This window comes from Psychrobacter sp. 1Y1 (genome assembly GCF_051847395.2).
Classification (GTDB): Bacteria; Pseudomonadota; Gammaproteobacteria; order Pseudomonadales; family Moraxellaceae; genus Psychrobacter.
Map to the genome: position 1 here is coordinate 2,134,417 of NZ_JBPYDF020000001.1, position 12,095 is coordinate 2,146,511.

18 protein-coding genes are annotated in these 12,095 nt (G+C 44.9%); all 18 read right to left on the reverse strand.

What is annotated here, in order from left to right; translation table 11 throughout:
- Nucleotides 1-71 precede the first annotated feature (71 nt).
- On the reverse strand, nucleotides 72-503 hold the full coding sequence (locus ACS8FA_RS22755) for a hypothetical protein (protein ID WP_439265903.1): 432 nt from the start codon (nucleotides 501-503) through the stop codon (nucleotides 72-74).
- Between the two features lie 8 nt (nucleotides 504-511).
- On the reverse strand, nucleotides 512-781 hold the full coding sequence (locus ACS8FA_RS22760; protein ID WP_439265905.1) for a hypothetical protein: 270 nt from the start codon (nucleotides 779-781) through the stop codon (nucleotides 512-514).
- Nucleotides 782-1,624 carry a phage head spike fiber domain-containing protein gene (locus tag ACS8FA_RS22765; protein WP_439265907.1) on the reverse strand — a complete coding sequence of 281 codons (843 nt, stop codon included), beginning with the start codon at nucleotides 1,622-1,624 and terminating at the stop codon, nucleotides 782-784. It abuts the gene before it with no gap.
- A 9-nt stretch (nucleotides 1,625-1,633) separates the two neighbouring features.
- Nucleotides 1,634-1,882, reverse strand: a complete 249-nt coding sequence (locus tag ACS8FA_RS22770) for a hypothetical protein (protein WP_439265908.1) — start codon at nucleotides 1,880-1,882, stop codon at nucleotides 1,634-1,636.
- 109 nt (nucleotides 1,883-1,991) lie between these two features.
- Nucleotides 1,992-2,726, reverse strand: a complete 735-nt coding sequence (locus ACS8FA_RS22775) for a phage tail tube protein (protein WP_439265910.1) — start codon at nucleotides 2,724-2,726, stop codon at nucleotides 1,992-1,994.
- 17 nt (nucleotides 2,727-2,743) lie between these two features.
- Entirely contained in the window at nucleotides 2,744-3,166 is a 423-nt protein-coding gene (locus tag ACS8FA_RS22780; RefSeq protein ID WP_439265912.1) for a phage tail terminator protein, read from the reverse strand.
- The gene (locus ACS8FA_RS22785; RefSeq protein WP_439265913.1) at nucleotides 3,163-3,600 is read right to left on the reverse strand and encodes a phage virion morphogenesis protein; all 438 of its coding nucleotides are present in this window, start codon (nucleotides 3,598-3,600) and stop codon (nucleotides 3,163-3,165) included. The genes ACS8FA_RS22780 and ACS8FA_RS22785 overlap by 4 nt, the downstream gene beginning before the upstream one ends.
- A gap of 2 nt (nucleotides 3,601-3,602) precedes the next feature.
- A complete protein-coding gene (locus tag ACS8FA_RS22790; protein WP_439265915.1) occupies nucleotides 3,603-4,040 on the reverse strand; it encodes a phage protein Gp36 family protein in 438 nt (145 codons plus the stop codon).
- 2 nt (nucleotides 4,041-4,042) lie between these two features.
- Complete coding sequence (locus ACS8FA_RS22795) at nucleotides 4,043-4,324, reverse strand: hypothetical protein (protein WP_439265917.1); 282 nt, start codon at nucleotides 4,322-4,324, stop codon at nucleotides 4,043-4,045.
- 55 nt (nucleotides 4,325-4,379) lie between these two features.
- Entirely contained in the window at nucleotides 4,380-5,474 is a 1,095-nt protein-coding gene (locus ACS8FA_RS22800; protein WP_439265919.1) for a major capsid protein, read from the reverse strand.
- A gap of 12 nt (nucleotides 5,475-5,486) precedes the next feature.
- On the reverse strand, nucleotides 5,487-5,867 hold the full coding sequence (locus ACS8FA_RS22805; protein WP_439265921.1) for a hypothetical protein: 381 nt from the start codon (nucleotides 5,865-5,867) through the stop codon (nucleotides 5,487-5,489).
- Nucleotides 5,867-7,081, reverse strand: coding sequence for a S49 family peptidase (locus ACS8FA_RS22810; protein ID WP_439265923.1), 1,215 nt, complete (start codon nucleotides 7,079-7,081; stop codon nucleotides 5,867-5,869). The genes ACS8FA_RS22805 and ACS8FA_RS22810 overlap by 1 nt, the downstream gene beginning before the upstream one ends.
- A gap of 130 nt (nucleotides 7,082-7,211) precedes the next feature.
- Nucleotides 7,212-8,009 (reverse strand): phage head morphogenesis protein, encoded by a 798-nt coding sequence (locus ACS8FA_RS22815; protein ID WP_439265925.1) that lies wholly within the window; start codon nucleotides 8,007-8,009, stop codon nucleotides 7,212-7,214.
- An 81-nt stretch (nucleotides 8,010-8,090) separates the two neighbouring features.
- Nucleotides 8,091-8,321, reverse strand: a complete 231-nt coding sequence (locus ACS8FA_RS22820; RefSeq protein ID WP_439265927.1) for a hypothetical protein — start codon at nucleotides 8,319-8,321, stop codon at nucleotides 8,091-8,093.
- A gap of 1 nt (nucleotide 8,322) precedes the next feature.
- Complete coding sequence (locus tag ACS8FA_RS22825) at nucleotides 8,323-8,511, reverse strand: hypothetical protein (protein ID WP_439265929.1); 189 nt, start codon at nucleotides 8,509-8,511, stop codon at nucleotides 8,323-8,325.
- Between the two features lie 111 nt (nucleotides 8,512-8,622).
- Complete coding sequence (locus tag ACS8FA_RS22830) at nucleotides 8,623-10,140, reverse strand: phage portal protein family protein (protein ID WP_439265930.1); 1,518 nt, start codon at nucleotides 10,138-10,140, stop codon at nucleotides 8,623-8,625.
- Entirely contained in the window at nucleotides 10,137-11,408 is a 1,272-nt protein-coding gene (locus tag ACS8FA_RS22835; RefSeq protein WP_439265932.1) for a PBSX family phage terminase large subunit, read from the reverse strand. Before ACS8FA_RS22835 ends, ACS8FA_RS22830 begins: the two co-directional genes overlap by 4 nt.
- Entirely contained in the window at nucleotides 11,389-12,039 is a 651-nt protein-coding gene (locus ACS8FA_RS22840; protein ID WP_439265933.1) for a terminase small subunit, read from the reverse strand. Before ACS8FA_RS22840 ends, ACS8FA_RS22835 begins: the two co-directional genes overlap by 20 nt.
- Between the last annotated feature and the right edge of the window lie 56 nt (nucleotides 12,040-12,095).

Below are 12,095 nucleotides of genomic sequence, written 5' to 3' on the forward strand. Positions count from 1 at the left end.
GATGCCATGTATTCATCGAATGATACGGTTTTCATAATAACTCCTTGTAAATTATAGCCAATTGTACCATTTTACACGCTCGGTATCTCTAAAAACCTAAGCGTTACGTTGTAATAATCGGTCAATTCAGGACTGGTTGAGTTCTTGACTGGCTTAGCTTCAATCGCCTCACCTGTCGTATCAAACATGACCTTCACGCGCTTTACCGCCCCATCCGCTAGATAGTCTAGCCAAAACGTAGCTCCTAGCTTGTCACGCTCAGATTTGAGCGCATTAACCGTTGCTCGTGATAGTACACCATGACCAGCAGGTGCTTGCATCGTGTATGGTCTGCCAGCTTTACGCTCTGATTGCTCGACGATCATTGTGCCATCAAGTGCGTACTTGGTATTTGATACGATAGCTGACCAGTCATGCTCACCTTCTGGGTATAAGCTGTCAGATAAAACGATAATTTCATTGGTCGCTGCGTTCGTCAGCTTTGTTTGTGCATTAGTACGCATAATATCCCTTAACTAAAACTGTGAATAGGCGTTTCTACTTCTACACTGTACTTATCGAGTAACTTATTAGCGGTACGCAATCTCATATCAACTAGCCACTTGTCACTCAATAGTGTTACTACTGGCTCAGCCTCGGGGTCATCTTCGTTGTACTCAATCTTTTGATGTACTCCGATAACATATAAGACGTACTGACTTGGGTGTAAGTCATCTGTCACTTGCCCGATAGCTTCATTAGCTTGAGACTCGTTATCAAACACCAGTTTATAATCTTGCATTTAATTAATCTCCAATGAGCGTATGCGACCATAGCCTGTCCATGACAGTTGACCGTTTACAAGTGATAGATTGAGTGTGCTGTCCCAATCACCTGTTAGTGCTGTGCCTGTAGTGATTTTTGATGCTATAAAATCAGCGGGACGTGTGACTGAGGTAGTATTTGTAACAATAAAAGAGGTAGGTGTCGCACCTAACTCAAACTGCATACCGTTAACAATGATGTCTGAGAATTTACTAGAAACTCCCCCGTTTGTATCTCTTTCATACACCCCTTGGGTTTTAGACAAACCCAAGACTGTGCTAATAGGTTGTATGGTTGCTTGTGTGTGCACGCCTGAGTAAATTAATTTACTACCGAAGCTACCGAATGTCACGGGCGTGTTATCCGAGCTACGTACTAAACAACTAAAACACCCAGCACCATTTAGCCCTGTGCCATTTGCGGCTGTAAACCTAGTGTAAATTATTACGTCATTTGGCATCACTAGCTCTTGACCTGTACCTAATATGTTAGGTTGTAAAGAGTAATTTCCTCCTTTATACCAAAAATTATCAACACCGTTCTGTAGTAAACTTTGCTTCCATACGTTAGTCGCACTCTGCTCAATTAATAACCCATTATCAAACCGTGGTACATCAACCGCGTACTCAACTAAGCCAGTGTCTTTAATGAGCCATGCTTTACCTGCACGATTGAAGTCAAAGACCTCAGCGAATGTTTTAGCTTCACCGCTTGCTTTGTATTCGCCTGTGGTAAAGTCAGCTTGTAGTTTGGGGCCGCTTTCAAAGAAACCAAAAAATCCGGATAAAAAGCTCGGTCTATCAAAGCCGAAATATTGCATGATAGCTCCTTACTTGATGATGTTGATGGGCGCACTGTCTCGCTTACTATTGCTCGCTAACTTGCAATAAACGGCTGTTTTGTATGCAAAAGTAGTGGGTTCGTTGAGCTTTAACTTTATGCTAGCGCTACCTGTTGGTGCGGTCGCACTGATAGCAATGTGATAAAAGTCGCCGATGTAAGCCGCCTGCACAGTGCAGTCGCCATCTGATAATTTAGTCCACGCTTTTGTTACTGTTACTTGTGTAGTCGCTGCCATATTCAGACCCTTTTATTTAGTAGTAAGTATTTCATTTGAGTAAGCAACCGTCACGCAGTCACTTAATTAAACAAAACAGGTCTATGTGATTTCACATAGACCTATCGAACTACAGATTCACAACTTGATACGTTGCACCTGCATCTTCATCAAACAGACATTCACCTTCGATACTCATCTCTGCAAAGTTCTCATTGATGAGGTCATAAGTGTCGGCTGGATCAAGTTTGACGCGGTAAGCAGTCGTAATCTGACGACCTTGCTGACCAACCGTGTTAATGCCATCAAGACGGACTTCATAATAATCAACGTCATCAGTCATTGGCTTGGTTACCTTAGACTCACCGTAACCGTAATCGATAGCTAGTGGTGCTGTATGACCACCTGTTAAAAGCTCAACACGTCCATAATCAGCATCGACTGTGTAATCAGTACCTTGTACTAATGGGCCATCTGCTGCATCAGTGATAGCCACGTCTGACACGTTGCCATGTTTCAAAAAGGTCATATCGCCAACTTCGCCAACGTTATGACTCTCACCTTCTACGGTATCTGCTGCCACAGTTTCAACAGTTGCTTGCAGTGCTGCACGCATCGCATCATCGCGTCGCTCTTGAATGGTTAATGAGACAGAGGTTTTTTTAGTGCCCTCGCTCACATCCCACAATTGGTTGTTGCCAGAGTGGTTCTCAAACAACTCTTGTTTGCCATCGACTGAGTGACTAAACGCCATTGCTGACGCGACGCCCACCCAAAACGCTGACTGCTTAACACCATCTTTCACTGGTGTCATATAGATTTTACCCTTGCCGATAAAGGCGTGGGATTGGTTTGTTTCTGCCATGAGTTAATTCCCCTCAATTAAGGCTTGAATTGTGTACTAAAGGTGAAAGGATAAAGCGCAAACGTGCTGAAATAGTCCGGTCTGCCTGATGTGCTAGTACGCTGTAACGCGCTGTGCCAATCGTCTAGTTGATAACCTTGCACATGGTTAATCACCTTACCGATAAGCTCTCCTGCATCGCGCATAAGAGCTGCTGTGTCTGACTGTGATGCTTGGTTGCTGACTGCGATAACAACCGTCCATTGCTGCACGTCCACGCTGTCTAGTGAGCCGACAGCGTTTGGATTATTGCTTGTGTTGACGACATAGAGCGCAGGTGTGATTTGCTTATTAATCTTGCTGATATCTGCAACGGTGCCGATGTGCTTAACGCCCCACTCGTCAGCTTTAGCCTCTAAGTGCTCGATTAGGCCAAGACCTACTGCAAAATAATTACTCATAAGTCCACGTCCATAATTCGATTGATAATGTTCAGCACTGATGCTCTGTCGTTCTCATTCATGCCAAGGAAAGGTCTAGCAGATATATCGCCCCATAAATGAGGGAATAGCGCCTTTTTACCGCCGTAGTGCATCATGCGTGCGTACACTACGTTTGTGCCCCACTTCACTCCGTCAGGTAGCGCAATATAGGTCAGTGACGCCATTAATCGGCCAGTATCACGCAAGGTTTTACCGTTTTGAATAATTGCACGTTGAGAAGGTATCCATGGTTGACGCTGTAAATCGTGCTGATTAGCAAAACGCTCCTCAGTCTGATGGACCATCTCGCTACCAGCCATACGGCTAAACTTTTGCATCTTTTTATTATCAAAATGCAAGTCACCTAGCCGCCTGATTATCTCGTCACCGCCTGATAGCTCTGCATCAAACATAGTCACCTCACGTTAGGCATCTTGGCAAAGACATCATCACCAAATATTTGACCAGGGTAGCTACTGCCAATTGGCACCGCAGGCTTAACATAAGTGCTTTGCTGCTCAGTGGCACTTAGTGGCTCAGCAAATGTGACATTAGCACGACCAGCACTAACATCCTTTAGCCAAGCAATCTCTTCTTTGTAGCGATCTTCTGGTTCGCCTGTTGCGTCGTTCTTATACAGCAAATATCTTGCGATATTGCAGCAGACAAGCTCCAAGTTATCCGTTTTAGCGATGGGTGTGTTATATCGGGTAGACAAGAAGCTGTCCATCTTGCCGCTTGCGCTTTTTAGTGCTTTAGCGGTTGCAGCCAAAGGGTCTTCATGCAACGACTCAAGCTGACCAATTTCTAATTCACTAAAGTGACTAATCAAATCATCACGAGTCGCGTACATAATCAGTCCTTTGGAAAGCGTGCGATTAGCTCAGCTTTGGTATCTGAGTCGTTGTACTCGATTTCTTCATCATCGAGTAAAGCTTTTAGCTCTTTATTGGTGAGTGTATCGAGCTCGACCACTTCACCACCTTCGCCAGTATCAACATCTTCGCCTTCAACGGCTTCAGCTTCTACGATGGCGCCTTGTTCAAGTAAGAATTTGGCACGCTTTTCGGTCAAGCCTTCAACCACTTCACCAGTCTTAAAACGGCCTACCGATTGTTTTGCAATATACTTAGACATAATTTGCTCCAAAAAAAACCCTGCGATTAGACAGGGTTATTAAAGTTAGTTGGTATTAAAGAGTGATAAAACCAGTACCGCCACACGCACCATTTTTATTGATTGGTACAGGTAGAGGGCTTGAGTCAGCGATGAATTTATCAACTGAAGGATCATCACTAAATACATGGTACGGCATCAACTCCATCGCTAATTTAGCAGGGTTATTACGATGCTTAATCATGCAGAAGTACAGCTTATTAGCACGCTCAGAGATTAACCAGAAACCATCTTCTGGAATCATCAAGTCGCTCGTACCATCTTCGGCATCAAAATCAGCGTCATACGTCCAGAACTCAATACCGTCAAGTGTGCCACGCAAGGTTGCTTTAGTCTCGCCACCAAAACTGCCATCAAACACACGAGTTGCTGTACTGTCTTTTGACGCTGTGAACTTGTCATTGAAGGTTTTGTTGTCAGCCATCGCATCAAAAACGCGGCTAGACATCAACGCATCAACTGGGCGACGCTTACCATGCTTAACCAAATCCTTAACCATGCCGCGAATATCTTCATACGGCGTAGCACCTGTTTGGTCCCATGCAATAAGCGGACTAAACGTCAAATCACTGTGGCGACCATAATCAACCGTTACACCTGCATTATCATCACCTTCTACAACAACCTTGCCGTACAGCAAAGCATCACGGCACATAATAGCGATACGGGCAGATAATGACTCACGGATAGTCCAGTAAGACACTGCTGCTGCCATTTCCCACTCATCTTGCATGGTAGGTGGCACACCTGCAGCATTGGTAGCAATCACGCGCATTGTCTGCAATAGCTTGAGCATTTTGGCTTTGATTTTGCTGCTAGGCTCTACAACACAGGCAGGTTTAAAGTAAGGCGCTGGAATATATTTAACATTCAACTCAACCTTATCTTTGATGACACGGCCTTGAGCTGTTGGTACCACAGCAGGTGCTAGCGGAATATAGGTTTTGATGTCACCTACAGGTACCTTGTCTTCGTTGTTTAAGTATTCTTCATCGTTAAAATAGCGGTCACGGAAAAAAGTGTCGACCGGCTTACTATGATCATAAACCGCGCCAAGTTCTTCAAAAGATGCTGTTTCAATTTCAGCGCCTTCAATATTAAAAGTAGCCATAAATATTTATCCTTATTTAACTACGCTAAGCGTGATTTTAGTTGAGCGATTAGCGTATGCACGCGCCGCTAGTTTCTGAGTCGCATCGAGTGCTGTGCCGTTCAGCTTGACCTGATCAACATCAAACTTACCCGCAACATAAACAGGCATTTCAATACCTGCAGCTGCTTTAGCTGTTGCTTGCTCAGCGGTTACGTCAGCAAGACAGATGACATGCCAATCAGCTTGTGCGCCTGTTTCAGTATTACTGTGAGTCGCTACGTTGGTACCAGCAGCAATCACCAGTAGGTCACCGCGTTTGTACGCTGTAGCAGTGGTAGGCACTACGCTATCGGTGATAGGTGCGACATCGACCGTTAACGGCTGCTCAGTTGTATAGTTGAAATCAACCATTATTTAGCTCCTTGTGCTTTAGCTGCTTCAACAGCTGCTAGAATTTTACTTTCGCCACCTTCGCGGCCATTGGTTGCTTGAGCTTTATCAAGACCATCTGGCAGCTCAGGCGCTTTAGGTGTAACTGGTTGAGCCATAAACTCAGCGACAGCAAACTGTGCGTCGTCCATTGCTTTAAACGCAGTTACTTGCTCGTCAGTAAACTCACGACCAGTATTAGCGGCTAGCTTATCGATAGCAGCTTGGCGTGTTGATGCTTGCGACTGTGCTAATGCGTTTTGCGCTACAAGCGCAGCAGCTTTTGCGTCAGCAGCTTCTTGTACAGCTTTGGCCTCAGATGCCTCTAGCTCTTTAATTTTGGCTTGCGCCTCTTGTAAATCCATTGATTCCCCCTCGGTTTTTGGATTTGTATTGCTCTGATTGGTGGTGCTTGACACTACTACGCTATCGGCAATTGCATCAATTAGACCTAATTCTTTGGCTTTAACGGCGGTGAAAACATCACCTTCCCAGCCTTTGACTGTTTTGGCATCAACATTACGCTGTGCTGCTACATGATTAAAAAAGATACTTGCTGATTCATCGACGCCTTCTTGTAGGCGCTGTTTTTCATCGTCTGTCAGTGGCATGAATGAGTTGAATGCGGCCTTCCATTTTCCTGATCGGAACAATGAAACCTTTTCGCCATAGCGTTCAAGCCAACCACTCTCTTCGGTGTGGACCACATAAACACCGATACTGCCAATACCCGACTGCTTAGAAGCCGTAACCTTACTTGTACTAGCACCTAACCAGTAAGCGGCTGAGTACATATCGCCACTGACAAACGTTTCAATCGGCTTTGCTGATTGGTAGATGCTCTCGGTGATACCGTCAAGTCCTGCGACATAACCACCGCCACTATCAATGTCTAAGACAATGCTAGTCACTGTGTAATCGTCATTGGCTTGCTGTATGTAGTCAGCTAAGTTTGCATAGCCTGTGACACCCCATGAGCGATAATCGCGTGAGGTTTCAGGTACTAACAGACCGCGTACATCGATAGTCGCCACACCGTTCTCGACTGTGTAGGTCGGCTCACTGTCATCACCGTCATAGCGTGATACTCTGGCCAACTCCTTAAAATCGATAGACGCAAGCTGATGCTCAAGCCCTGTGCAGCTCATGAGCGCATGACTGTCAATATCGCGCTTAATCTTTGCTTGTAAGTTCATAGTTTTACCTTTATGTAGGCATTAAAAAACCGCCCTTATCGGCGGTCTTTTTTTTGTTTCTTGCGTTTGGTGTAGATGGTCACCGCTATATCAGCTATCAGCACAACAGCTCTGAGTATTCGTGATTTATTCATTCGCTTTCTTCCTCAATCAGCTCTTTAGCCTCATCAATCATCAAAACAAGCTCTGGCACTGGCTGTGCCAACATCACTGTGATAGCCGCCTCAATACGCTGTCTTGCTGCCAAGATAGCATCTGACTGCTTGTAGTACGTGATAGCGAGTTCAGCTATCTTGTCATTGACTAGCTTATTCATGCGATTAGTGTATTGCGCTGGAGTACCGCCGAAACCATTCTGCGGGTTAATATCAGGTAGGTCACTATCAACAGTAATGCCTTTCGCTTCAGCTTGCTCTTTGGTCAACGAGCGCATATGGCAACGACATTTAAAATCATCTGGAGCGTAGTGTATATCCCAAAACGGGTCATCAATCGGTCTAATAATGCCATCTAAGATACGGTGAGCAGGTCGTTGACGACTATCATTGATACCGTCACGCATCAAATACGGGCGTTCATCTTTGTTCTGTTGCTGCTGATACCATCGACCACGGCCATAAGCACCTTGAATATTCGTTCTAAAAATATTATCTAGCCGATGCCTTGGTAGATTAATATCAATATCACCGTCTTTTACTGCCTTTTGAAAGTCTGCAAACGTGCCGCCACTATCGAGTTGATCATTGACCAGACCCATCACATGCTTAATCTGCTCAGTCTGCCCCAATCCTGCGATAGATACCGCTTGTTGACGCTGAATAGGCGTCATGCGGTCATAGTATTCATCAGGTAAGACCACGTTACGATTAAGCGCGTAAGCAATGGCTTCGATGAACTTTACGTCAAATGCTGCTGTTGTCGTTGCCATTACTCACTCACTTTATTTTGCACATTAAAAAACCCCACGGTTAGGCGGGGTCTTGTTTGTTAGTGTATATTTCTTGGTGGCTCAATCTTCGTAAAGACCCGAATACTCGTTTGCTATATCATCTTTAATAGCACATCGAATAGAACACTCGCCAATTGGCATATCAGGCGTTCGCCAAATAGGTAATCTGATAGGCTGACCCTTAACGCCGTACTGCTTACTGTGCTTTTCAATTTCTGCGGCGCTTGCCAATGGATTGACAATCATTATTGTGTGCGTTTTAGGAAAATCAAAACTCATCTCTTGGTTCATATCATTCACCCCTCTGTATTTGGAGTGCTGAATCTAGTTTATCGGCATAAAAATCTAACTTTCTAGCGACCTCTCTCGCCTCGCTTGCGGTTAGCTTTACACTTGCCCCGTATGCGGACTCATAAGGCTTACTAAAGTACATTGCTATCTTGTTATCAATTATCTTAAATTCTTTTTCATAATCACTCATATCATTAACACCTATTCAGATAATACACCCTATAAGGTGTGGCAATCGGGGGTGTAATCCGACTTTCAAAAGGGGTAATTAATCCCGTTCTAGCCACGCTTAATTATACCACTAAACCTCACTCGATTCATCAGCAAAACCATGCACATCAGCGACCTGTATAGCGGTATTAACCAACTGCGTAAACTCACTTTGAGCCAAGCTATCACCGACCATGCTAAATAGCGCCTCACGTAAGCTGTCAGCGTCCGTTGCAAGCTCGATAGCCGATAGCACCTTATTAACGTCAAACGGCTGTAAACTCAATTCAAGCGCATCATCTGCAACCCGTTCAAGCTCTTGCTGCTCATCAGTAAACTCACTGTCACTGTCAGCTGCTTTAAATGGCAGCCATGTTTTGCTAGTCATTGACGCATAGCGATTAGCTTGTGTCGATGTTGGCAGACTAACAGCACCATTACCATAATCCATATAGGCAATGTGCTGCTCGTTGTAACCATGCTCATCAACAAAGTATGACTTGGTAAAGCGAACACCCATATCATGCGCTTTCTTGTCAGCGTCTAACTGGTCTTGATTGATGAACTTCTTAGCCACCCATTTAAATTCAGGTATCTCAAATCCATTAGCCGTACAGATAACATCAATGAACCGTTGAACGGCTTTAAGCGCATGCTTACGGTCGCTGCTAAAGATAATCTCTTGCTGTTCTTGGTGTACTACCCCTTGACCGTAGGTACCGCCTTTATCCGTACCACTGGTAAGCGTCTGACCTAGCAAGTAAGTCGTGATGCTTTGCTTAACCACTGAATCATAGCTAACAAACGCTTCACCGTTACTGCCACCGGTTACCGCTGTCACATCCTCATCAACGCCGATAGTCACGACACCTGAGTTATGCGCTGCTAGTAGTGCATTAGCAAAGTCCTGCGCGTCAGCATCACTGGTTGCGTCAGTCTTACCGATAAGCAAGGGTGAACCAAAACGCTCCAAGAACTTAGACCAAAAACGCCAGCCATTGGTTTTGAAGTAATGCAGCCAGTACACGCGGCTTAATAATGATTTGCCTTTAGGGTTTAGATAGGTCGGCTTATGCTGTTGGTATAGATAGCGATAGTAAAAGTCAGCCTGATCACTAATCATGACCGGCTGACTACCATCGTTCGGAAACCATTGCAGCGCACCGCCAGATAATGGCTCAAACCATTGAATAGGTTTTGACATCATCGAGGTGACCGCATTACGCCCATTACTATCTTTACCCCAGAGCATTTCAATCACATCATAGCCGTACCACTTGCTAAGAGATGATCCTTGTAATATCGTCTCAAGATGCAGGTCTAACTGCTCATAGATAAAATCAGCAACAGCACCCTCGCTTGGTGTAATTGTATAAGTCGCACTGCCTAACTCTTCTTCACGTCTATCAATCGCTTGGTCAATGTCTGGGTCAGTAAGCAATGTCTTTAGTGCATGACGACTGATACCCGCTTTCTTAAGGATCTCGTCAGTGTCAGTACGAATCAGGTGTCGGTAAAAGGTCTTGCCACGTAAGTCGGTTACCTGCTCTTGGTTTAGCGCCTTACCTGCTGTGACACGGTAACGCGGCTTTTCAGTTATATCATTCATCTATACGTCCGTTTGCCAGCAGTGGCTCTGTGTCGTTTAGTATTAGCACCGCGCTTCATAGTGCGCTCATGTGCATATCTCAGTGAGTCAATCAAATGGTTATGCTTATCGATAATCTCCGGCAATATCTCACCGCTTAATCGGTCCGTCTTGTAGCTGTATAACCTGAACTCTTTGGCGGTTGCCGTGCACCTTGGATGAATGACAATCTGCTTATAGCCTTTTAGATGAGCAATGCCATCCTCAACACTGCCCTTACCTTTAACGCATGCCTTAATTTTTGGTATGCCGTTACGCTTCAGGTAGCTGATTGATTCAGGTCGAGCGTTATCAGCTATCACCTCGTAGTTTTCGATGCCTGGTATATTATCTTTCAGGTAGTCTGGCGTATCGTCAATCTCAAGACCAACCTTGCATGCCTCGTATTCGATATAGAGTATGCCGTCATGTTCCCATGAGTTTGTGGCGCCTGTTGGATCTGTAGAGAACCCAAAGTCTAAGCCGTTGTATGGCCCATTCCATGTTGGATGTCTTTCAAACTCTTTAACAATAAACTTACCGTTAAATATCTGAGCATCTGACGCTTCAAGATAAGCACCTTCCCAAATCCAGCAGTAGGTCGCATCATCAAGGTTTTCTTGATCATTAAGTCGCTCTTGCTCGAGCACGTCAGGGAAGAATGGGTTGTCGTTATAATTCATCTCAACGATGAACTCGTGTTCAACCTGTCTAAAACGTTTGTCTGTTGCACTACCTTTGTTTTCAGGGTTCCAAGTTATCCAAACCTCTGAATCATCTTCACGTACAGTTGGCAGTAGCTTTCGCCATGCAGCTTCACTGACGTTCTCAGCTTCATCTACCCAAGCGAGTAGTATTCTCGACTTACCTTTGATACTGTCTAAGTTATGACGCAGGCCAGTAAAGGCATAAGCAACACGCTTATTCTTAGTGCGAACGTATTTCTCACCAATCTCATAGTAATCATTGAGCCAACCGACTGACTTAATAGCCTGTTTAATTTCCTCTAATGACGACTCGTTTAATGAGTTCATGTACTCACGGCCGCATAGGATTATGCCGCTAGCACCTGCTTCGGCTAGTCGATAACCCTCTACGGCTGTCATCAACGCGAATGTACGTGTCTTGGCACTACCACGGGCACCATAAGCGCCTTTGTAGCGAGACTTAGATTCAAATACTGGTATAAGCTTGTCAGGTATAGTTATGTCAGCATAAACCTCATCACCTTCACTTAATAACTCGTCCATTTTCATCTACCTTTGGAGCCATTAAGCGGATGACTGTTGGTTTACTGCTCATACTCCCATCCTCCGACACATGGTTCACCGTATCTTTAAACATACCTAAATGCCTTGCCACATTATCAAGCGCTTTCATGCGGTCAGCTGTCATAACCTCGATGCCGAACTTAGTTTCTTTTGCACCTTGATAAACGAGCTTGGCAGCAGGCGATAGCTTGCTAGTGTCAGCAATGTGCACATGGGGTGAACCTTCACCTCTGCATATACCGCAATCGGGGTTAGGCTCACGACTTGGATCAATCTCTCGAGCATCATCGTCATCACCCATCGTGATGTTGTCGCCATAGCAATAACCACAAGCAACACGTCTAACGCTAGACAGCTCGTTATAGTCTGCATTGGCAATCTGCCACCACATAGTCACGACTTGATCCTGCGTGATAAATAAGCGTTTTTTACGATTTGCAATAGCGTCAGTGATAGCGGCCAGTATGCGGTCATCATTTAGCAATCGATGTGCTTGTTGACCTGCGTAGTTGGGTTTATACCCTGCTCGAATAGCTGCCTCTTTACCGTTAAAGTCGACAATGTATTCAAGGGCGAAAAGCTGCATCATGGGTGTGAGCTTTTTCGACATGCTCACCTCCAATTAGCGAGTGTTAAAAATGCCTCGTCCAATCAAGGGAGGCAAAA